Source organism: Saccharothrix sp. NBAS 001 (assembly GCF_056640475.1).
The window spans coordinates 10,294,419-10,316,193 of record NZ_CM153251.1 but is presented as its reverse complement, the minus strand read 5'-3'; the positions used below and the strand labels follow the sequence as shown (position 1 = coordinate 10,316,193).

The 21,775-nt window shown below is 74.2% G+C and carries 18 protein-coding genes and 1 pseudogene; 10 read left to right on the top strand and 9 right to left on the bottom strand.

Annotated elements, in window-relative coordinates:
* Nucleotides 1-29: 29 nt before the first annotated feature.
* A complete protein-coding gene (locus AC0HI0_RS46790) occupies nucleotides 30-1,379 on the bottom strand; it encodes an amidohydrolase (RefSeq protein WP_480929892.1) in 1,350 nt (449 codons plus the stop codon).
* Between the two features lie 101 nt (nucleotides 1,380-1,480).
* On the opposite strand from AC0HI0_RS46790, the gene AC0HI0_RS46785 reads away from it, so the two are divergent.
* From AC0HI0_RS46785 to AC0HI0_RS46760, 6 genes are all read left to right on the top strand, one after another.
* Complete coding sequence (locus tag AC0HI0_RS46785; protein ID WP_480929891.1) at nucleotides 1,481-2,590, top strand: zinc-binding dehydrogenase; 1,110 nt, start codon at nucleotides 1,481-1,483, stop codon at nucleotides 2,588-2,590.
* Nucleotides 2,591-2,607: 17 nt separating this feature from the next.
* On the top strand, nucleotides 2,608-3,564 hold the full coding sequence (locus AC0HI0_RS46780) for an aldo/keto reductase (RefSeq protein ID WP_480929890.1): 957 nt from the start codon (nucleotides 2,608-2,610) through the stop codon (nucleotides 3,562-3,564).
* A gap of 29 nt (nucleotides 3,565-3,593) precedes the next feature.
* Complete coding sequence (locus AC0HI0_RS46775) at nucleotides 3,594-4,571, top strand: alpha/beta hydrolase (RefSeq protein ID WP_480929889.1); 978 nt, start codon at nucleotides 3,594-3,596, stop codon at nucleotides 4,569-4,571.
* Nucleotides 4,568-5,551: an alpha/beta hydrolase gene (locus AC0HI0_RS46770; protein ID WP_480929888.1), complete on the top strand. Its 984-nt coding sequence runs from the start codon at nucleotides 4,568-4,570 to the stop codon at nucleotides 5,549-5,551. Before AC0HI0_RS46775 ends, AC0HI0_RS46770 begins: the two co-directional genes overlap by 4 nt.
* Complete coding sequence (locus tag AC0HI0_RS46765) at nucleotides 5,548-6,762, top strand: multidrug effflux MFS transporter (RefSeq protein ID WP_480929887.1); 1,215 nt, start codon at nucleotides 5,548-5,550, stop codon at nucleotides 6,760-6,762. Before AC0HI0_RS46770 ends, AC0HI0_RS46765 begins: the two co-directional genes overlap by 4 nt.
* Before the next feature lie 236 nt (nucleotides 6,763-6,998).
* Nucleotides 6,999-7,958, top strand: coding sequence for a helix-turn-helix transcriptional regulator (locus tag AC0HI0_RS46760; protein ID WP_480929886.1), 960 nt, complete (start codon nucleotides 6,999-7,001; stop codon nucleotides 7,956-7,958).
* 4 nt (nucleotides 7,959-7,962) lie between these two features.
* Here the strand turns inward: AC0HI0_RS46760 and AC0HI0_RS46755 are convergent, their stop codons facing one another.
* Both AC0HI0_RS46755 and AC0HI0_RS46750 read right to left on the bottom strand, forming a co-directional pair.
* Entirely contained in the window at nucleotides 7,963-8,373 is a 411-nt protein-coding gene (locus AC0HI0_RS46755) for a hypothetical protein (protein WP_480934550.1), read from the bottom strand.
* A gap of 166 nt (nucleotides 8,374-8,539) precedes the next feature.
* Entirely contained in the window at nucleotides 8,540-9,286 is a 747-nt protein-coding gene (locus AC0HI0_RS46750) for a class I SAM-dependent DNA methyltransferase (protein ID WP_480929885.1), read from the bottom strand.
* Nucleotides 9,287-9,474: 188 nt separating this feature from the next.
* Here AC0HI0_RS46750 and AC0HI0_RS46745 point away from each other — a divergent pair, with 188 nt between their 5' ends.
* Nucleotides 9,475-11,031: a lipase family protein gene (locus AC0HI0_RS46745; protein ID WP_480929884.1), complete on the top strand. Its 1,557-nt coding sequence runs from the start codon at nucleotides 9,475-9,477 to the stop codon at nucleotides 11,029-11,031.
* Between the two features lie 84 nt (nucleotides 11,032-11,115).
* Here the strand turns inward: AC0HI0_RS46745 and AC0HI0_RS46740 are convergent.
* Nucleotides 11,116-11,868, bottom strand: a pseudogene (locus AC0HI0_RS46740) (methyltransferase); the annotation flags it as partial.
* A gap of 189 nt (nucleotides 11,869-12,057) precedes the next feature.
* Between AC0HI0_RS46740 and AC0HI0_RS46735 the strand changes: the two are divergent.
* Nucleotides 12,058-12,639 (top strand): GNAT family N-acetyltransferase, encoded by a 582-nt coding sequence (locus tag AC0HI0_RS46735; RefSeq protein ID WP_480929883.1) that lies wholly within the window; start codon nucleotides 12,058-12,060, stop codon nucleotides 12,637-12,639.
* Between the two features lie 1,380 nt (nucleotides 12,640-14,019).
* On the top strand, nucleotides 14,020-14,646 hold the full coding sequence (locus AC0HI0_RS46730; protein ID WP_480929882.1) for a helix-turn-helix domain-containing protein: 627 nt from the start codon (nucleotides 14,020-14,022) through the stop codon (nucleotides 14,644-14,646).
* Here the strand turns inward: AC0HI0_RS46730 and AC0HI0_RS46725 are convergent.
* From AC0HI0_RS46725 to AC0HI0_RS46715, 3 genes are all read right to left on the bottom strand, one after another.
* Nucleotides 14,585-15,787 (bottom strand): MFS transporter, encoded by a 1,203-nt coding sequence (locus tag AC0HI0_RS46725; RefSeq protein ID WP_480929881.1) that lies wholly within the window; start codon nucleotides 15,785-15,787, stop codon nucleotides 14,585-14,587. The genes AC0HI0_RS46730 and AC0HI0_RS46725 overlap by 62 nt on opposite strands.
* A 260-nt stretch (nucleotides 15,788-16,047) precedes the next feature.
* Entirely contained in the window at nucleotides 16,048-16,260 is a 213-nt protein-coding gene (locus AC0HI0_RS46720; protein WP_480929880.1) for a hypothetical protein, read from the bottom strand.
* Between the two features lie 49 nt (nucleotides 16,261-16,309).
* The gene (locus tag AC0HI0_RS46715) at nucleotides 16,310-16,798 is read right to left on the bottom strand and encodes a hypothetical protein (protein ID WP_480929879.1); all 489 of its coding nucleotides are present in this window, start codon (nucleotides 16,796-16,798) and stop codon (nucleotides 16,310-16,312) included.
* A gap of 81 nt (nucleotides 16,799-16,879) precedes the next feature.
* Here AC0HI0_RS46715 and AC0HI0_RS46710 point away from each other — a divergent pair, with 81 nt between their 5' ends.
* Nucleotides 16,880-17,938: an SMP-30/gluconolactonase/LRE family protein gene (locus tag AC0HI0_RS46710; protein WP_480929878.1), complete on the top strand. Its 1,059-nt coding sequence runs from the start codon at nucleotides 16,880-16,882 to the stop codon at nucleotides 17,936-17,938.
* Here the strand turns inward: AC0HI0_RS46710 and AC0HI0_RS46705 are convergent.
* Nucleotides 17,925-18,689 carry a glucose 1-dehydrogenase gene (locus AC0HI0_RS46705; protein ID WP_480929877.1) on the bottom strand — a complete coding sequence of 255 codons (765 nt, stop codon included), beginning with the start codon at nucleotides 18,687-18,689 and terminating at the stop codon, nucleotides 17,925-17,927. The two genes, AC0HI0_RS46710 and AC0HI0_RS46705, sit on opposite strands and share 14 nt — an antisense overlap.
* 153 nt (nucleotides 18,690-18,842) lie before the next feature.
* The gene (locus AC0HI0_RS46700) at nucleotides 18,843-21,656 is read right to left on the bottom strand and encodes an AfsR/SARP family transcriptional regulator (protein WP_480929876.1); all 2,814 of its coding nucleotides are present in this window, start codon (nucleotides 21,654-21,656) and stop codon (nucleotides 18,843-18,845) included.
* Between the last annotated feature and the right edge of the window lie 119 nt (nucleotides 21,657-21,775).

Below are 21,775 nucleotides of genomic sequence, written 5' to 3'. Positions count from 1 at the left end.
CCCCCTTTCGGTGTTCAGAAGCCCGGTGCTCAGGCCCCGCGCTCGAAGACCACCCGACCGCCCAGGACGGTCAGGTCGACCTCCACGTCGGGCAGGTCGGCGGCGGACAGCTCCAGCGGGTCGGCGGCCAGCACGCACAGGTCGGCCACCATGCCCTCGGCCAGCGTGCCCTTCCAGCCGGCGGCGCCGTCCTGGCGCGCCGGGTGCACGGTGTAGCAGCGCAGCAGGGTCTCCACCCGCTGCCGCCGGTCCGCCGCCGGGCCCATCCACCGGTCGGCGGCGGCGACCTCGCGCCGCCAGTCGGGCGGGAGCACCGGCGAGTCGGAGGTCAGGCACAGCGGCACGCCGGCGTCCAGCGCCGCCTGGAACGGCCAGGCGGTCTGCGCCCGGCCCGCGCCCAGGGCCGCGTCCACCACGCCGACCGTGCGCACGGCGATGCCCGCCTGGGCGGACAGGCCCACGCCCAGCCGGGCCATCCGGTCGAGCTGGCCGGCGCTCACCAGGTCGCCGTGGATGACGTAGTGACCCAGGTCGACGTCGTGCTCCGCGCGGGCGCGCTCGACCGCGTCCAGCAGCAGCTCGATCGCCCGGTCGCCGGTCGCGTGCAGGCCCACCTGGAGCCCGGCGTGGTGGGCGTCGAGGACCATCCGGGTCAGGTTCGCCTCGCGCTCGGCGTCGTCGCCGCCCGCCACGAGCAGCTCGGCGCGCGAGCCGTCGGCGTAGCAGTTGTGGGTGTAGGCCGAGCGCATCGGCGGGATGCCGTCGGCGAAGATCTTGACCCCGGCGAAGTTCAGCCGTTCGGGGTCGGGTCCGGTGCCGTCCACAGTGGCCAGTCCGGCCCGGAAGTCGGCCAGCGTGCTCGGGCCGTCCAGCTCGCCGTAGAGCCACAGCGCGGTGACCCGCGCCTTGAGCAGCCCCTCGGCCGCCAGGTCGCGGTACTGCTCGACCACCGACGTGCCGAACGCCCCGGTGCTGCCGGCGTCCTCGCCCGGCCCCAGGCCCGGTTCGGTGTAGCTGGTGATCCCCAGGCCCGCCAACAGGTCCCCGGCGCGCAGGATGGCCGCGCGGCGCTCGGCGGGCGTGGTCAGCGGGCGTTCCGGGGCCATGCCGGGCGCCCCGGTGTCGCCGAACAGGGTGTGCGGCCAGAGCGCGCCCAGCCAGGTCGCGTGCAGGTGGGCGTCGTTGATGCCGGGGATGACCGCGCGCCCGCCGAGTTCGACCACCTCGGTCGCCGGGCCGATCAGGTCGAGCACGTCCTCGTCGGTGCCCACGCGCAGCACCCGACCGTCCCGGACGGCCAGCGCGGTGGCGGGGCGAGAGCCGGCCATGGTGTGGACCGGTCCGCCGCGCAGGACGAGGTCCGCAACTGATGTCCCCACTGGCGCTCCTGTTGTGTCCGGGGTCTCGACATTTTAGTCGACATCCGTAGACTAACCCACCGGGTGGCCTGTTCGCGCCTCCCGCCACCGGAAGGAGTCCGATGTCCGTCCCGACCTCCACCCGTGCGGCGGTGCTGATCGATCACGGCAAACCGCTGCACCTCACCGAACTCCCGCTGCCCGCCGAGGTCGAGCCCGGCGCCGCCCTGGTGCACGTCTCGTGCGCCACGCTCTGCGGCACGGACGTCGAGATCTGGTCCGGGAAGATGAGCTTCCCCGGGATGCTGCCGATGGTGCTGGGCCACGAGATGGTCGGCGAGGTCGTCGCCGTCGGTCCGGGCACCAGGGACGCGCTCGGCCGGGACATCCCGGTCGGCGCGCGCATCGGCTGGTCGGAGTCGACGTGCGGCGAGTGCTACGGCTGCACCGTCCTGCGCGAGCCCGTCGCGTGCTCCCGACGCGGTTACGGCTTCCTGCAACGCTCCGACGTCCACCCCTACGCGACCGCGGGCCTGTGCGAGTACGCCTACGTCGTGCCGGGCGCGGCCAAGCTGCTGCTGCCCGAGGACCTGCCCGACACCTGGGCGGCGATGGCGGGCTGCGCCGCCAAGACCGTGCTGCGCGCCTTCCACGGCGTCGGCGGCGTCGAGCCGGGCTCCCGGGTCGTCGTCCAGGGTTCCGGCGCGCTCGGCCTGTTCGCCACCGCCGTCGCGCACATCTCCGGCGCGGGCAAGGTGATCACGGTCGGCGCGCCCGCGTCCCGGCTGACCCTGGCCGGGCAGTTCGGCGCGGACGCGACCGTGGACATCTCGCTCGGCTCCGACGGCATCGTCGAAGGCGTCCGCGAGCTGACCGGCGGGCACGGCGCGGACCTGGTGATGGACTTCGCCGGCGCGCCCTCGGTCGGCCGCGAGGCCGTGGCCATGGCCGCCCAGCGCGGCCGGGTGGTCATCGTCGGCACCACCGGTCCCGACTCCGCGCCGCTGCCGCTGGGCACGATCATGGGCAAGGAGCTGACCGTCGTCGGCTCGCTCAACGGCGACATCGCCGACTACCACCGCGCGATCGAGTTCTTCGGCGCCTTCGGCGACCGGATGCCGTGGCACGACCTGTTCGGAACCCCGGTGGGGCTGTCCGCCGCGTCCGACCGGATCGAGGCCATGCACCGCCTCGACGAGGTCAAGGCCGTCGTCGACCCCCGTCTCCCCTGACCCTCGTAGGAGGCTTCGTGTCCCCCTTGCCCCGCCGCCGCGTGGGAACGTCCGACCTGGACGTCTCGCTGCTGTCCCTCGGCTCCTGGCACACCTACGACCGGATGGACTTCGCCGACGCCGTCGCGATGATCCGCGCGGCCGTGGACGCCGGGATCAACCTGTTCGACGTCGGCGTCTACGGGTTCCCCGGGATGCCGCCGGTCTTCACCGACGTCATCTGGAGCGCGATCATGCGCGCCTCCGGCATCCCGCGCGACGAGTACCTGGTGTCCGCGAAGCTGTGGATCGAGGGCTTCGGCGACGAGGGCTTCCGCCCGCAGCTGCGCAACGCGTTCCTGCGCGGCGGTTTCGAGGTCGCCGACCTGGTCATCCTCGGCGACCTGCGCCGCGACGACGTCGCGCTGGAGGACCTGGTCGACGACCTGTCCGGGCTGGCCCGCGACGGCCTGATCCGGGCGTGGGGCGTGAACAACTGGTCCGCGGGCAACATCCGCCGCCTCCAGGAGATCGCCGCCGCGCGCGGGGTCGACGGCCCGCAGATCGCGCAGCTCAAGTACAGCATCGGCCGGCGGTCCATTCCGGACGGTGAGCCGTTCGGCGCGCTGTTCGCCGAGGGCTTCACGATGCAGGCGTCCGACGTGCTCGAAGGCGGCATCCTGGCGGGCAGCGACGGCCAGAGCCGGGAGATCGGCCGCGACCCCGGCGGCATCCGGGAGGCGCTCAAGCAGCACGCCGCCGGCATCGCGGCGGTCGCCGAGAAGCTCGGCACCAGCGCCGCCCGCCTCGCGGTCGCCTTCACCCTGACCCACCCGGCCAACGTCACCACGCTGTTCGGCGCGTCCCGGCTGGCCCAGGTCGAGGACAACCTGGCCGCGGTCGACCTGGTCGAGCAGGTCGGCGCCGAGGAGCTGCGCTCGCTGGTCGAGCCGTTCTGGGCGGACCGCGGCGTGGTCGACCCGGAGGGGCCGTGAGCACCGAAACCACTTCCCAGGAGCCTGCCGTGACCCACCCCCCGGTCCCCTTCGACCCCGAGATCGAGCCCGCGCTGGCGCAGATCCTGTCGCCGGACGCTCCGCCGTTCACGCCGGAGACCATCCCCGGGATGCGCGCCGCGATGGCCGCGATGTTCCCGCCCGCCAGTGAGCAGGTCGGCGACGCGCCGGTGCGCGTCACCGAGTGGATGGTGCCCGGTCCCGAGGGCGCGCCGGACCTGGAGATCACCGTCATCTCCCCGCGCGAGGTCGAGGGCCCGGTGCCCTGCCTGTACAACATCCACGGCGGCGGCATGATGGTCGGCCACCGCAACATGGACGTCGGCCGGCTGCTCGCCCTGGTGCTGGAACTGGGCGTGGTCGCGGTCAACGTGGAGTACCGGCTCGCCCCCGAGCACCCGCACCCCGCGCCGGTGGAGGACTGCTACGCCGGTCTGGTGTGGACGGTCGAGCACGCCGCCGAACTCGGCATCGACCCGGAGCGGGTCGTGGTCATGGGCGGCAGCGCGGGCGGCGGCCTGTCCGCCGGCGTGGCGCTGCTGGCCCGCGACCGGGGCGGCCCCGCGCTGGTCGGGCAGCTGCTGCTGTGCCCCATGATCGACGACACCAACACCACGGTCGCCAGCCACCAGTACAGCAACCGGGGCACGTGGACCCGCGAGACGAACCTGGCGGGCTGGCAGTCGCTGCTGGGCGCGGACTACGGGACCGACGCGGTGTCGCCCTACGCCGCGCCCACCCGGGCCACCGACCTGTCCGGGCTGCCCCCGGCGTTCATCGAGGTCGGCAGCGCGGAGACGTTCCGCGACGAGGACACCCAGTACGCGCTGCGGATCTGGGAGACCGGCGGCCAGGCCGAGCTGCACGTGTGGAGCGGCGCGTTCCACGGGTTCGACATGTACGTGCCGGAGTGGCACGTCAGCAAGATCGCCATCGAGACGCGGACGTCGTGGCTGCGCCGGGTGCTCGGGCTGGTCGCGGGATGAGCCCCGACCGGTACCCGCCCGTCCCGTACGACCCCGAGCTGGAACCGGGGCTGGCGGCGTTCCTCGACCTGGTCGAGCGGATCCCGTTGCGGGCGGACACGATCCTGGCCAACCGCGCGCACTTCGCCACCATCGTCCCGCCGGTCGCGCAGATCGTCGGCGACCGGCCGGTCGAGGTGCAGGAGCACGTGGTGGCCGGGCCCGCCGGCGCGCCGGACGTCGAGCTGACGGTGATCCGGCCGCGCGGCGGGGTCGTGGACGCGCCCGCGTTCTACGGCATCCACGGCGGCGGGATGGTGCTGGGCAACCGGTACTTCGGCATCGACGGCCTGATCGCGGACGTGTTGCGGTTCAACGCGGTCGCGGTGTCGGTGGAGTACCGGCTGGCCCCGGAGCACCCGGCGCCGGCCGCGGTCGAGGACTGCTACGCGGGCCTGGTGTGGCTCGCCGAGCACGCCGCCGAACTCGGCGTCGACCCGAGCCGGGTCGTGGTGACCGGCGCCAGCGCGGGCGGCGGCCTGTCCGCCGGGGTTTCCCTGCTGGCCAGGGATCGCGGCGGCCCCGCCATCGCCGGGCAGATGCTGATGTGCCCGATGTTGGACGACCGCAACGAATCCGTGTCCACCCGGCAGTACGACGGGCTCGGCGCGTGGGACCGCAACAACAACGACACCGCGTGGGACGCCATCCTGGGTCCGCTGCGCGGCACCGAAGAGGCGTCGCCGTACCAGGTTCCGGCCCGGATGCGGGACTTGTCCGGGCTGCCGCCCGCGTTCGTCGACGTCGGCGCGGCGGAGATCTTCCGCGACGAGGCGACCGAGTACGCGACGCGGATCTGGGCCACCGGCGGTGAGGCCGAGCTGCACGTGTGGTCGGGCGGCTACCACGGTTTCGCGGGGTTCTCCCCCGACGCCGAGGTGTCCCGCTCGGCGGAGGCCGTCCGGTTGTCCTGGCTGCGCCGGATCCTGCGGGCACCGTGAGCCTGCGCCGCGTCGCCGTCGTGCTGGGCCTGCTGGAGACCTTCGGCCCCATCTCGATGGACCTCTACATGCCCGCCCTCCCCGAGCTGGCGGGCGATCTCGGCACGAGCGAGAGCCTGGCGCAGGCGACGATGTCGGCGTGCATGCTGGGGCTGGCCCTCGGCCAACTGGTCGTGGGCCCGCTCAGCGACCGGTTCGGCCGGCGGCGGCCGTTGTTGTTCGGCGTCGGGCTGTTCGCGCTGCTGTCCCTGGCGTGCGCGCTGACGCCGTCGATCGAACTGCTGCTGGCGGCCCGGTTCTTCCAGGGGCTGTGCGGTTCGGCGGGGATCGTGATCGCGCTGGCGGTCGCGCGCGACCTGACCGACGGCGTGGAACTGGTGCGGCTGCTGGCGATGCTGACCACGGTCGGGGCGCTGGCCCCGATCGTGGCCCCGGTCGTCGGCGGGCAGCTGGCCCCGTTCATGGGGTGGCGCGGCATCTTCGGCGTGCTGGCCGGGATCGGGGTGGCGCTGTTCGTGCTGGCGCTGACCTCGTTGCCGGAGAGCCTGCCACCGGGGGCGAGGTACGCGCAGGGCGGCGTGCGGCAGTTCGGCGCGGTGCTCCAGGACCGGATGTTCCTGCGGTTCCTGGTGGTCGGCGCGTGCGGCGGCGTCGCGTTCTTCACCTACCTCGCCTCGGTCAGCTTCGTGCTGCAGGACAGCTACTCGCTGAGCCCGCAGGTGTTCAGCCTGTGCTTCGCGGGCAACGCGGTGATGTCCGTGGTGGGCGCGCAGATCAACCGGGTCGTGGTGCGCCGCGCCGGGCCCGCCCGGATGTACGCGATCGGCACCACCGTCGGCGCGGTGGCGGCGGTGGCGGCGCTGGTCTCGGTGCTGCTCGACGCGGGCCTGGTCCCGCTGCTCGTCGCGCTGGCCCTGATGATGCTGGCCAGCGGCGGCTCCCAGTCCAACGGCTCGGCCCTGGCGCTGGCCGACCACCGCGACCGCGCGGGGACGGCGGCGGCCCTGCTGGGCACCACGTCGTTCGCCCTGGGTCCGGTGGTGGCACCGCTGGTGTCCCTCAACGGCACCAGCCCGCTGTCGATGAGCCTCACCATGGCCGTGGCCTACGGCTTCGCGGCCGCCCTGGTGTGGCTGGCGGTGCTCCCCCGCCTGCGCCGCCGCCGGCTTGAAGCCGACCGGGTCGAACTGGTCCCGCCCGGCCCCGGGTGACCCGTCGTCCGGCCGACTCGTGGGGCGTCGGTCGGACGACACCGGGAACCGGGCACGCGGTGAAGTCGCCCCGCGTGACCACCCCGGCGCGAGGTCGGCCGGTCCACGGGACGCGCGGCTTCGGGAACGCGACGCGAGCCCGGAGGGCGACGCGCACGTCCTGCCCGGCGATCAGGTCGACCGGACCCGGCGGACTAGGCTGGGTTGCGGACGTTGCGCTTCCGGAATGGGTGCCCATGAACTCCGAGACCAGCCCGACCGCACGGGCCCTGCTGGCGCTGGAGCTGATCCAGGCCGGGCCCGGCATCACCGCCGACCGGCTCGCCGGCAAGCTCGGCGTCACCGAGCGGGCCGCCCGCCGCTACGTCGGCATCCTGCGCGAAGCGGGCATCCCGGTCGACTCCACGCGCGGGCCGCACGGCGGCTACCGGCTCGGCCGCGGCCTGCGGCTGCCGCCGCTGGTGTTCACCTCCGCCGAGGCGTTGGGGCTGGTCATGGCCGTGCTGGACGGCCACCACGACGCCGGCGACCCCACCGGCCTGGTGGGCAGCGCGCTGGGCAAGATCGTGCGGGCCCTGCCGGAGCCGGTGGCCGCCCAGGCGCAGGCCGTCCGCCGCAACGCCGCGCCCGCGCCCGACCGCTCCGCCGCCCGGCCCGACCCCGCGACCACGTCCGACCTGGTGCGGGCCTGCTCGGCGCGCCGCCGGGTGCGGCTGGGCTACCGCTCCGAGGCCGGGACGGCGTCGGTCTCCGAGGTGGACCCGTGGGCGGTCGTCGTGCGGCACGGCCGGTGGTACCTGCTGTGCTACTCGCACGCCGCAGACGCCCTGCGGGCCTACCGGGTCGACCGCGTGCGCGACGTCGAGATCCTCGACGCGGAGTTCCGCCCGCCCGCCGACCTCGACCCGGTCGCCGTGCTCGAAGACCACCTGGCCGTCGGGTGGGAGTTCCACGCCGAGGTCGTGGTGGACGCGCCGGTCGACGTCGTCGCGCGGTGCGTCCCCCGGGCGCTCGGCCGGCTGGAGCCCGTCGACGCCGGCACCACCCGCCTGGTCGGCAGCACGAACAACCCGGACTGGTACGCCGGGCAGCTCGCCACGATCCCCGCGCCGTTCCGCGTGGTGGGCGGCCCGCAGGTGCTCGACGCCGCCCGGCGGCTCGGCCGACGGCTGCTCGCCGCCGCCGAGCACCCGTGACCGGTCAGAAGTCGTCGGCCGCCGTCAACTCGTGCTCGAAGGCGTCCGCGCTGGCCACGAGCATGGTCAGCGGCCGTTCGAACTCCTCCCGCACGTCCAGCTCGCCCAGCTCGCCCGGCTTCGCCAGCAGCACGGTGTGCTTGAGCAGCGCGACCCCGTCCACCACGACCGCACCGCCGACCAGCGCCGTGCCGGCCAGCTCCAGCAGCCGCGCCGGGTCGACCGCGTCGGCCCGGCCCACCGCCGAGGAGATCTCCAGCCACGTCGTGCCGCTGTCGTCGCTGACGTGGTGCACCGCGACCTGCTGGGTGCGCCCGCCCTCCGCGTCGAGCCGGAGCCGCAGCCACGTGTCGGTCTCCTCCAGCACCTCGTACCGACTGCGCACATAGTTGATCACATTGACCCAGGTGGTCACCGTCGTCGCCTCCCGCGTCCGGCCGCTCCCCAAACCGTAGTACGTGCGGCCCGCCGATCCCCGCACCATGGTCACCTTCGACCGCGAGAAGTCGACCCGACCTCACCGCGGGACGGCCTCCGGGGAGGGTCCACAGGGGAGTTCCGGCAGGGGCGGCGGCCCGGGCTCAGGCCGCGGCGCCGGGTTTGCGCCACACCGAGACGTGCCGCACGCTCTCGTTGGTGAACGGTGCGCGCGTCCAGCCCTCCCAGCGCTCCACCAGGCGGAGGCCGGCGATCCGCGCCATCAGGTCCAGTTCGGCCGGCCACGCGTACCGGAACGGGATCGAGCGGTACTCGCCCCGGCCGTCGACCACTTCGACGTAGTTCGAACTCATCTCCTGGGTGGCCACGTCGTAGAGGTCGAACGCCCAGCGCGTCGGGGTCACCTGGAACGGCACGGCCCGCTGACCGGGCGGCAGCGCGCGCAGCTCCGGCACCATCACCTCGACCACGAAGGCGCCGCCCGGTGCGAGGTGCGCGGCGGCGTTGCGGAAGCAGTCGACCTGCGCGTCCTGGGTCGTCACGTTCATGATCGTGTTGAACACCAGGTAGGCGACCGAGAACGTGCCCTCGACCCCGGTGGTCGCGAAATCGCCGATGGTCACCGGGATCGCGTCGCCGCCCGGTTTGGCGCGCAGCCGGGCGACCATGGCCCGGGACAGGTCGATGCCGTGCACCGGCACACCGCGCGCCGCGAGCGGCAGCGCGATCCGGCCGGTCCCGATGCCCAGTTCCAGCGCGCGCCCGCCGCCCGCCAGCCCCGCCAGGAAGTCGACCGCCGGCTCCACCGCGGCCGGCTCGAACATCTCCGCCGACGACTCGTCGTAGCGGGCGGCGACGCGTTCCCCGAAGTACCCGTCCTCATCGGTCACCGCCGGACCGTAGCGCGACGGGTTTCCGCGACGCTCCCGGTTTTTCCGCGCCGGATCCACGCCGGATTCCGCGCCGGATCCGCGCGCCCGCGCTCGTACGTCCGGGTGTCGTCACCCGCCCGGCCGCCCGGCGCGGACGCGGTCCTGCCACGCTGTCGTCGTCGTGTTCCCGGGCCGGTGAGGTGGACGTGGTCGATCCCGGAGCGCGGCCCGCAGGCACCCCGCTCGACGTCGAACCGCTGGACCCGCACCTGTGGCCGGGCGCGGCGGCGGCCGCGCACCGGATCAGGTACCAGGGCGTCGGGTACGACGGCGCGGGGCGGGTGGTGTCCGGCTCGGTCTTCGTGCCGCAGGGCGCCGGCCCGTGGCCGGTGGTCAGCTTCGCGCACGGCACGACCGGGCTGTCCGACGACGCGGCCCCCTCGCGCGCGGGGCTCACCCGCCGGGAACGCGAACTGGTCGACGGGTGGCTGGCGGCCGGGTACGTGGTGGCGGCTACCGACTACGAGGGGCTGGCGACGCCCGGCCCGCACCCGTACCTCAACGGCGAGGCGGTGGCCGACGACGTGGTCGACGTGGTCCGCGCCGCGCACGGCCTGGGCCTCCCGGTGCGCGACCAGTGGCTGGCGGTGGGCTTCTCGCAGGGCGGGCACGCCGCGCTGTTCACCGGCCTGGTCGCCACCCGGTACGCCCCGGAACTGGACTTCCGGGGCACCATCGCCCTCGCGCCGCCCGTGCACATCCCGCAGATCGTGCGCCGGCAGACCGCGCACGACGACGGCCCGGTGACCATCCTGGTGCCGTTCCTGCTGGCCGGGCTCCGGGTCTCGCACCCCGGGTTCGACGCGCGCCGGTTGCTCACCGCGCGGGGCGCGGACCTGGTCGCGCTGGCCGAACGCGCGTCGCTGTTCGACGTGTACAAGGCGACCGCGACCCTGACCAACCGGGACCTGGGCACCACCGGGCTCGCCGGGCGTCCGGGCGTGGCCGAGGTGCTGGAGTCGTGCCGGGTGCCGGTGGCGCGGCTGGACCGGCCGGTGCTGATCGTGGCGGGCGGCGCGGACGAGATCGTGCCGCTGGACGTGGTCCGCCGGTACGCGGCCGAGCTGCGCGACGCGGGGACCGACGTCGTGCTGGTGGCGCACGAGGGAGCCGACCACGCCGGCCTGCTGTCCGCCGATCTCCCGGCGCTGACCCGGTGGGGCTCCGAGGTCACCTCGGCTCCTCCGCCGGCCGATCCGCGCCCGGACCGGTTCGCCCTGCTCGACCCGACCGGCGACGGCCACCTCACCCGGGACGACTACGAGGCGTTCGCGCTGCGCCTGGTGCAGGCGTTCGGGGAACCGCCGGGGTCGCCACGCGCCCGCGCGGTCCGGGAGGGCTACCGGGCGTTGTGGCGGGCGGTGTCCGGGCGGGCCGATGCCGACCACGACGGCCGGGTGACCGAAGCCGAGTTCCGGAGCCGACTGGCCGGGACCGCGCCGGAGCGCGAGGTGCTCCCGTTGGCGCGGGCCGTCCTGGCGCTGGTCGACACCGATCACGACGGGGTGGTCACCACCGGCGAACTCCGCCGCCTGCTGGCGGGCTGCGCGGTGCCGGAGGACGAGGCCCGGGAGATCGTGGCGCGGCTCGACTCCAGCGGCGACGGGCGCTTGTCGGCGGCCGAACTCGTCGACGCCATCCGGGGTTTCTGCCGCGCCCCGGACCGCCGGCACCCCGGCCGCTGGCTGTTCGGCCGTTTCTGACCCGTGCCCGGGATCAGGCCGGGACGCCCCCACGATCGACAGCCGGGAGCCGGTCGGGATGATCCGGGCCGGCCGGAAGCCGGGCCGGGCGAACAGCTCCTCGAACTCGGCGCGGGTGCGTTCCCGGCCGGGCAGCGAACTCATCATCAGCAGGTCCATCGGCTTGCCGTGGTCGGGGTCGTCGCCGGGCGGGATCACCGCGTCCACCACGAGGACGCGGCCGTGCTCGGACACGTTGTCGCGGCAGTTGCGGAGGATGCGCACGGACTGCTCGTCGTCCCAGTCGTGCGGGATCCGCTTGATCAGGTAGAGGTAGCCGGCCGCGGTCACCCAGCGGTCGTCCGCGCCGAGTCCGCCGAGCAGGTGCCCGGCCAGCGCGTGCGGCTGGTCGTGGAGCCCAGGTCCACCACGACGCCGGAGGGCGGGAATTCGTAGGCGGCCGGCGATCAGCGGGTTCTCCGGGCCGGACATCGACGCCATGCCGACGTGGAAGACCGCAGCGGTGTCCGCGTCGCCCGCGAAGTGCTCGAAGAACGGCACCCCGAACAGCTTCTCGAACGACGACGTCCCGGTGCGCACGGTGTCGGCGAGTTCGCCGGCGGGCCGCCAGAACGTCGGGTCGGTGATCATCAGGACGGCCGGGCCGAGCGAGTCCGGCGCGTCGGTGCGCAGCAGGTCGCCCAGCGGGGTCGACGCGAACCGCCCGACCTCCGCCTCGGTCACCACCCCGCGCGTCGCGACCAGCCGCAACACCCGGTGCGGGTTGAGCCGGTCGGCACCGACCGCCGCGGCCAACTCCGCGACCGGCCGGGGTTCCCGGGTGAGGTGGTCGGCCACGCCCAGCGCCGTGACGGCCCGCAGCGCGGCCGGGAACAGGAGGTCCAGCGCGTGGTTCAGCAGCACGAACCGGAGGTCGTCCTCCGGCTGGCCGACAGCCCGACCGGTAGTCACTCAACGCACCACAGTGACTACCTTTCGTGATCACCAGCGCCGATCGACCCGATTGGAACGGGTATCGTCACGATCATGGCGGACATCCGGCGCGCGACCCCGGACGACGTCGAGGCGGCGGTGGAGACGTTGACCTCGGCGTTCGCGGGAACCCCGTTCATCCGGCACGTGGTGGCCGACGACGACCACGAGCACCGGGTGCGCGAGCTGCAGCGGCTGTTCCTGGTCCACGTCGGGCTGGAGCACGGCGAGGCGTGGGTGTCCGACGACTGCGGCGCGGTCGCGGTGTGGACCACGCCGGACACGGACGTCGAGGCGGCCTTCGGCCCGATCGCCCGACGCGCGGCGGACCTGGCCGGCGACCGGGCCGGAGCATCGGCCTCGGCCGACGAACTCCTGACCCCGTACCGACCCACCACCCCGGTGTGGTTCCTCGGCACGGTGGGCGTGCGACCGGACCGCCAGGGGCAGGGCCTGGGCACCGCCGTGATCGGCCCCGGCCTGGCCGCCGCCGACCGGGCAGGTGTGCCCGCGTACCTGGAGACGTCGACCGAACGCAACGTCCGCCTGTACCGCAGGCTCGGCTTCGAGGTGACGGCGGAAGTCGAGTCTCCCGACGACGGCCCGCGAACGTGGTGCATGCTCCGCACCGCCTGACGCATCCGGCCACCACACCGACAGACCCCAACTCCCCCAACAGAACCCGATCCCGCCCCGTCCCGCCCTACCCGGCAACGCGACGCCCTTGCCCAGCACCGCCTCCCACGCACAGCCCCGCCCCGCCCCGCACACAGCCCCACTCTCGCGGAGCCGAGCACGCGCACCGACGCGCAGCCCCACCAGCGCACGGCCCCACCAGCGCACGGCCCAGCACGCGCATTGCCACCCGCCCGCACCTCGGACCTCGGACGCCAGACGCCAGACGCCAGACGCCAGACGCCAGACGCCAGACGCCAGACGCCAGGATGGCTCCCCACCTCGGCACCAGCCTTGGCCCAGTCCACCCGCGCACAGCCAAGCCCGCGCTTGCGCAGCCCGGCTCGACCTCGCACAGCACAGCCCGCCCTCGCACCGCCCGACCCCGCACGGCCAAGCCCGCGCTCGCACAGCCCGGCCCGACTCCGCCCAGCCCGGCCCGACCCCACACGGCCAAGCCCGACCCCACACGGCCAAGCCCGACCCCACACGGCCAAGCCCGACCCCACACGGCTCGACCCGCGCTCGCACAGCCCAGCCCGACTCCGCACAGCCCGGCCCGACTCCGCACGGCCCGCCGCAGCCCGAACTCACACAGCACGGCCCGACCCGGCCTCACACGGTCCCCACCCCGGGCCCGGCCTCGCACAGCCCAGCCCAGGAACGGCTCCGCTCTCCGGAACCAGCCCTCCGGTGGGCCGGGGGTCACGGTTCTACCTGGCACTGCCCAGCAATGCGGTCGCGTTGTGGGCCAACAGGTCCAGCCCACGGCTTCCGGCGAACTCCAGTGTTCCGACCAGGTCCTCCTCCAGCGAAGTCGTTGCGACGTAAGCCTGTTCGAGACCAGCACCAGCTCCTGGCCACGCCCACGAGCAGCGCACGCGGGACACGCCGGTTTCGAGGATCAGGCAGTGGTCCGCACCCTCCGCACCCTCCGCACCACCGGCCCGCACCACCGGCCCGCACCACTCAGCCCCGCCCGACCAAGGTGTACCGCTCCTCCCAGCGGCCCTCCGCCTGGACCGGCTTGCAGCGGAAGCGCTCGACCGGCGTCGGCCCTCCTCCCTCTCCCGCATCCGCTGCGGGCGTTCGTCCATCGTCGACCCTCCTGAACTCCTCACAACACGCTTATCGCGCAGGGCCGCGCGACCGGTTCGGCTTCGGGATGACCCGATCCGGTGAAGACGGGCCGGGTCGGCAGGGTGCTGTACTCCGGTTTCGGCTTGTCGCACCGTGGCAGCCGAAGTCCCCGCGCGGAGTGCGTGCGGCACCCCGGGCCACGTGATGCCGGACCGGCAACTTCTGTAGCCGGGTCGGGGACGTGGGTGGTGTCCTGGCGGCATGGCACCGTTCGACGACCTCGCGGTCGCGCTGGCCCGGGTCGGCCCCCGGCTCAACCGGCTGCGCACCCAGCGCGGGCTGAGCCTGGCCGCGCTCTCCGCGCGGACCGGGATCTCCAAGAGCACGCTGTCCCGGCTGGAGGTCGGGCAGCGCCGGCCGAGCCTGGAGTTGTTGCTGCCGATCGTCCGGGCCTACCGGATCCCGTTGGACGAGCTGATCGGCGGCCCCGAGGTGGCCGACCCGCGCGTCCGACCGACGCCCGGGCGGGTGGACGGCAGCGTCGTGCTCCCGCTGACCCGCCGCCCCGCGCCGCTGCACGCGTTCAAGACGATCATCCCGCCGGACCGGCGCACGCCCGAGCCGTGCACGCACGAGGGCCACGAGTGGCTCTACGTCCTCTCCGGCCGGCTGCGCCTCGTGCTGGCCGATCAAGACCTGGTGCTGGAGGCCGGCGAGTCCGGCGAGTTCGACACCCGGCTCCCGCACTGGTTCGGCAGCACCGGCGCGGACCCGGTGGAGGTGCTCAGCATCCTCGCCCCGCACGGGGAACGCATCCGCTCCCGGATCACGCCGGACGGCGACGACCGGACCGGGAACGGGCGTCGAACAGGACGGCCGGGATGGTGAGGACGGCCAGCCCGGCACCGATCCACGGCATGGCGGTGAGGCTCGCGCCGGCACCGAGCGCGATCGCGGCGAGCACCGGCACGAGGCTGATCCCCAGCTGGAACACCGACACCGTGACCGAGCCGGCCAGGGTCGGCGCCCGCGCCGCGAGCGCGAACACCCGCCCGTAGATGCCCGGGTTCAGCACGAAACCCGCGACACCGAGGCACAGCACCAGGATCGCGACCGCCACGTCGTGCTCGGCGAACACCGCCAGCCCGACCGAGCACACCGCGATCCCGACCGCGCCGGAGATCAAGGCGTGGAACGGCCGGACGTCCGCGACCCGCCCGCCGACGGAGATGCCGACGAACGCACCGACGCCGAACAGGGCCAGCACCGGCGGTACCCACACCGGGTCGAGCCCGGTGACCTGGACCAGCAACGGCGAGAGGTAGTTGTAGGTGATCATGTAGGACGCGGTGCTCAGCAGGGTGGTCGCGTACACCGCGATCAGGCGGGGCTGCTTGACGACCCGGAGTTCTTGCCGCACAACGGGTTCGCCGACAGGTCCGGTCGCGGGCACGGCCACCGACGTCAGCACCGCACCGACGACGGTCAGCGCGACGACGGCCCAGAACCCGCCCCGCCGCCCGGTGAAGTGGCTGAGCAGCGCGCCCGCCGGGCCGCCCGCGATCATCGCGACGCTGAGCCCGCTGACCACCACCCCGGACGCGCGCGCCGCGCGATCCGTTGGCACCAAACCGATCGCGGTCACCGCCGCGACCGCCCAGAACCCGGCGTAGGCGATCCCGCAGACGAACCTGGCCACCAGGATGAGCGCGTAGTCGTCGGCGAGCAGGCTCACCGCCACCGCGAGCGCGAACACCAGTTGCGTGGCCACCAACGTGATCCGGCGCGGCAGGCGCAAGGTCAGCACCGCCATCGGCGGCCCGCCGACGACGACGGCGATCGCGAACGCGGTGATCAACGCGCCGGCGGCGGACAGCGTGATGCCCAGGTCGTCGGCGATCGCCGGCAGCACCCCGGCGACCAGGAATTCGGCGCTGCCCATGGCGAGCAGGCTGAACGCGAGCAGGTAGACGCCGAGCGGCAGCCTCCTGCCCGCGATCGCGTCGGGCGCTGTGGTTCCCGCGCTCATCGAGCAGCGCCCGGGATCGAGGTGACGGCGAAGTCTTTGGTCATGTCCTGGCACCGAATCCGTTCTGCCCGCGGAGTCCGGGAGAGTTCCCGCGCGGCCGACCCCTCGGCCGACTCCGCCACCCAGAGTGGATTCCGCCCGCGACGCCGGACAAGCTTCGTTGCCGAAAGCGGGACACGACCCGGGGGGCCGCCACCGCTCGGCACGGCGGCGGTCGGGCGCGCCGGTGCGTCCGCAGTGGACTGCGCCTCGTCGCGGAACTACGGATTGTCGAGCACCTTCTCCAGGCGACGGTGGAACCTGCGGCTCCGGCCCAGCCGGCCCGCCCGGGTCGCCGAGTACGTCACGACGAGGTTCGCCTCGCCGAGCGGCAGCACGCCGCAGGCCCCGAGCACTGCCGCGCACGCCGTCGTCCCGCACCCCATGCCGCGCAACCGGGTCAGGACGGTGTCGACGTCGGCACCGTCGTCCACCCACTGGCGGACCGCGTCCAGATCGACGTCCCCCGAAGGTCTTCGACCCTCATCCGATCCCCTTCACGCGCTCCGCCGCCGTTCTCCGGACACGTTTCGTCCGGCCGTCCGACGCGAGCACGGCCAACGTCGCGCGGTGCTCGACCTCCGCCGCGAGCCGTGACTGGAGCCAGTCCGTCCACGACCGGACGCCCTCCGCCAGCTCCTCCGGTGGCAACGGCCCGTTCCGGGCGCGGCGGAGGACGCCGATCTCGGCGCTGCGCCGCCGGCTGTACGCCTGGTTCGACACGTCCAGTGCCCGCAACCACTTCTCGTGCGCACCGTCCGGCTCGACCTCCAGCACCCGCACCACGACCGACGCGGCGAGCGGGTGGTCCTCCTCCAGTTCCACCGCCCGCAGCAGGAGGTCGAGCGCCGCGCGCTCGGCGATCACCTGTTCGTAGAGCTGCCACCGCACGTGGTCCGCGCCGAACCCGCGCGCTTCGCGGCGCACCGACGCGGCCAGCTCTTCCAGCACCGAGAGGAGATCCGCCTTCACCGCTCCCCCTCCGCGCGCCGCACGACCTCGACCAGCCGAACCTACCTCCGGCACCGGGTTGCCTCGCGTAGGTTTTCCGGCATGGAGTCGGAGGAACGGCCCGCGCGCGAGATCCCGGTCATCGCGACGACCGTGATCGACCACCGCGCCTACTACGGGCGGGCGTGCGGCGACGGGTTCGTGCTGGTGTCCCCGGACGGGGCGCTCACCGTTGTGGACCAACGGTTGCGGGTCGTGCGGCGGCTCGACCTCGGCGGCCCGGTCGGTGATGTCGCGGTGTCGCAGGACGGTGGCCGGTGGGCGTGGGTGGTCGACGGGCGGCTCCGGCTCGGCGACCCCGGAGACCCGGACGCCGTCTCGGTGCCGTCGGCCGGCGAGGTCGCGTGCCGGTGGCTGCCGTCCGGCCGCGCGGTGTGGGTGGCGCACGGCACCGGGGACGGGATCCGGGTCGAGGTCCGCGCGCCGGACGGCCGCGTGCTGGGCGCGGTGGCGGTGCCGGACGCGTTCGGCGGCTCCTCGGTGATGCTGTGCCCGCACCCCGACCCGGACGCGGTCGTGCTGTGGATCGCGGCCGGGCAGGACGGGCAGCAGTCCTGGCTGCTGCACGGCCCCGACGCCCCGACCGCCGAACACCTGCCCGCCGACGACGGCCTGCCCGCGCTCTTCGGGCCCGCCGGCACCTGGCTGCTGACCGCCGACGACGACCGCCTGGTCCGCCGGTCGTGGCCGGCCGGCGTGGAGACCGGCGCGCTGGACTGGTCGCGGGTCGACCCGGACGCCGACCGGGACGGCACCGACGTGCCGGGCGCGGACCTGGTGCTGCTGCCCGGTGACGCCGTCTCGTGGAGCACCGGGAACGGCCGGTTGCGCACGGTCGACCTCGCGACGATGTCCGTGGTGGACGAGATCGCGCCGGCCGGGCACCCGGTCCGCACGACCGCGCAGCTCTATCCGGCGCTCAAGGACGACCACAGCCCGTGCGGGGACTTCGACTACTCGGTGCTCGGCGCGGCGGGCACCGTGCTGACCGTGCACCGGCGGCGCACGCTGGTGCTGTCCGACCTGCGGGACTGGTCACCGCGACCGCCGTCGGCCGGTCGTCCGCCGGGCGGGCCCGTGCCCGGCGTCACTGCCCCATGACGTAGCGGACGGTCGGACCGGTGGTCCAGCCGCCGTCGACGGCCAGTTCCGCGCCGGTGATGTAGGAGGCCGCGTCGGAGAGCAGGAAGACCATCGCGGCGGCGATCTCGGGCGCTTCGCCGACCCGGCCCATCGGCGTGTTCGGGTAGTTGCCCTCGCCGCGCTGGATGCCCACGCCCGACGTCATCGGCGTGTAGGTCATGCCGGGGTGCACCGAGTTGACCCGGATCCGGTCGGTCCCGTTCTCCACCGCGGCGATCTTGGTCAGCCCGCGGACGCCCCACTTGGACGCGCCGTAGCTGCCGGTCAGCGCGAGCCCCATCAGGCCCGCCGCCGAGGAGATGTTCACGATCGACCCGCCCCCGCCGGCCTTGAACTCCGGGATGACGGTCTTCATCCCGAGGAACACGCCGACCAGGTTGATCTCCAGCACCTGCCGGAAGTGCTCGACGCTCTCGGTCTCCAGCGGCTGCCCGGTCGACACGCCCGCGTTGTTGACCAGCCCGTGCACACCGCCGAACTCCTGCCGGGCGAACGCGACCACGTCGGCCCACTGCTGTTCCGAGGTCACGTCCAGGGCGCGGAACGCCGCGTTGCCGCCCAACGCGGCGGCGGTGGCCTCGCCGTCGTCGGTCAGCACGTCGGTCAGCACCACCCGCGCCCCCGCCTCGACGGCCTGCCGGGCGGCTTCCGCGCCCAACCCGCGCGCGGCACCCGTGATGACGATGGTCTTGCCGGACAGATCGGTCAACGGTCCTCCCCGGTAGCACCCGAACGCACCTGACGCTGCCAGTCTGGGGCGAACGGCGCGCGCTCCGCACGCCGGCAACCCCTGAACGGGTGACCGCCGGGTTCGACCTCCACACACCTCCCGGACCATCCACAAAGGACATCCGGGTCACGGCTACCCGGTGCTCCCGAGGCCGTCGAGTTGGTGCCGCAGGCGTTCGGCGTCGAGGGCGCGGCGTTGCGAGAGGCACAGCTCCACGGCGTGTTCCCAGGCCGCGCGGGCCTCGGTGTGGTCGCCGACGGCCGCGTAGGCGGTCCCCAGGTGTTCGAGGACGTCGACCTCCAGGAAAGCGTTGCCGATCCGGCGGCACACGTCCAGCGCGTCGCGGAGGTGTTGCGCGGCAAGGGTGTACCGGCCGGTCCGGGTGGCGATGTAGCCGAGGCTGTCCAATGTGGCCGCTTCGCCGTCGCTGTCGTGGTGCTCCCGGTTGATGACCAGGGCGCGCTCGCAGCACGACCGCGCGTTCTCGTGCGAACCGAGCATCGCGTACTCCCAACCCGTGTGGTTGAGCGCCCGCCCCTCCGCCACCGGGTCGCCCAGTTCCCGGTACAGGCGCAGGGCGGCCACCGCGTGCCGCAGAGCCTGCGCGTGGTCGTCCAGCAGTTCCCAATGGGCGGTGAGGGCGTGCTGGCAGTGCGCCTGGGACTGGAGGTCACCGGCCAGTTCGGCCAGGGACAGCGCCTGGCTCAGGTGTTCGTAGCCCAGCTGGTGCCGGCGGATCCGGGTGTGCGCGGTGCCCAGGTGCCGGTGGGCCTGGATCTGCGGGCCGAGCGCGTCGAGTTCGCGGGCGGCGGCCAGGCCGGTCCGCCAGCCTTCGATCAGGTCGTGGAACAGGCCCTGGCGGGCCCGGAACGTGTGCAGCGCCCAGGAGAGCCGCCAGACCGCGGTGTGCCAACCCCGGTCGGCCGCCGCCTGCTGGAGGGCCACCAGGCACGGGCCCTCCACCGCGAACCAGGCGGCGGCCGAGTCGGCGTCGGTGAGCCGGACCGCCGCGCACCCCTCGACCGGCGGGTCCAGCTCGATGGCCGGGCGGTGCGGTTCCAGCAGGCGGTCGCCCGCGTGCGCGGCCTGCGTCAGGCAGTCGACCAGCCGGCGCAGCGCCGCGTCCAGGTCGGCCGGCGACAGGTCCTGGCGCCCCTGTTCGGCGGCGTACAGGCGGACCAGGTCGTGCATCCGGTACCGATCGGGCACGTGCTGCTGGACCAGGTGCATCTCCTCCAGCTCGCGCAGGACTTTCCGGCACCGGGCCACGGGCAGCCCGCACAGCGACGCCGCGGCGGGCAGGCCCAGGTCCGGTCCGGGCGCGCAGCCCAGCAACGCGAACGCCCGCGCGGCGGCGGCGTCCAGCGCGCGGTAGGAGCAGGCCAGGACCGAGCGGACGTTCGCCGTCAGGTCGCCGGTGTCCAGCGCGTCCAGCCGGTTGGCCACGTCGCGCAGTTCGGCGCTCAGGGCACCCAGCGGGAAATCCGGGTGGGCCGCGGCGCGGGCCGCCACCACGCCCAGCGCGAGCGGCAGGCCCGCGCAGCAGTCCAGGAGTTCGGCGACCGCGGCGGGTTCGGCGTCGACCCGGTCCCGGCCCAGCCGCCGGGCCAGCAGGTTGCGCGCCTCGTCGTCGGAGAGCCGGTCGAGGTCCGCGGCGAACGCGCTGTGGTTCGTGGTCAGCGCGGTGAGCCTGCGCCTGCTGGTGACCAGCACCGCGCACGCCGGGCTGCCGGGCAGCAACGGGACCACCTGCGCGCTGTCGCGGGCGTTGTCCAGCACGATCAGCATCCGGCGGCCGGCCATCAGGCTGCGGTAGAGGTCGAACTGGGCGTCCAGGTCGACCGGGACGGCGGCCGGGTCGACCCCGAGCGCGTCCAGGAACCGCCGCACCGCCGTGGCCGGCGTGATCGGCGCGCCGAGCGGGTCGAACCCGCGCAGGTTGACGAACAGCTGGCCGTCCGGGAACAGGTCGAGGTTGCGGTGCGCCCAGTGCAGGGCCAGCCAGGTCTTCCCGATCCCGCCGATGCCGCCGATCGCGGAGATCACCACGGTGGTGCCCGCGTCCACGTGCCGGCCCAGCGTCGTGGTGAGGAAGGCCAGTTCGGCGGCCCGGCCCGCGAACAGCCTCGGCGCGGAGGGCAGCTGGCGGGGCACCGGCGCGCCACCGGCCCGGACGGGGGCGACGACCGGGGCGTTCGGCAGGGACAGCACGGGATCGGCGGTGATGATCCGCTGGTGCAGCAGGCGCACCGACGCGGCGGGGTCCGTGCCCAGCTCCGCCACGAACCGCCGGCGCAGGCCGTCGTAGTGCGCCAGAGCATCGGCCGCGCGTCCGCTGCGGTACAGGGCGAGCATGTACTGGGCGGCCACCCGCTCGTCGAGCGGGTTCTCCTTGGCCTGCGTGGCGAGATCGGCCAGCAGCGACGCGTGCGCGCCCAGCCGCAGCCGGACGTCGACCAGGTCCAGCCGGGCCGCGTGGAGTTCGCCGACCAGCGTGGAGCGCACGCCGTTGAGCCACGGGACGTCCAGGCTGCCGAACGGATCTCCCCGCCACAGCGCCAGAGCGCGTTCGTACAGGTCCTCGGCGTCCTCGTCGCGGCGCGCGGCCCGGGCCTCGCGGGTGAGCGCCCGGAAGCCGTGCAGGTCGACGCTGCGGGGGTCGGCGACGAGCTTGTACCCCTTGGAGAGCCGGACGATCCGCACGCCGTCGGCCGCCGCCAGGCCGCCCCGGAGGCGGGAGATGTAGCTCTGCACGATGGCGGCGGGCCGCTGCGGCACCCGCAGCCCGCCCCACACCCGGTCGACCAGCTGGTCCACCGACACCGGGTGGTCGACGTCGATCAGCAGGACGGCCAGCAGGCACCGGCCCTTGGCCGAGCCGACCACCACCAACCGGCCGTCGACACTGGCTTCGATCTCGCCGAGCAGCCGGAATTCGACCGTCATCCCGACCTCTCGCGTCGATGGCGCGGTGCGGATCCCCGAACGCTTCCTATCCGCTCCGCCCCGCCGGCTCAAGGGCTACTGAAGGGTCGCGAACGTTCGACCGCAGCCCGTGGGCCATG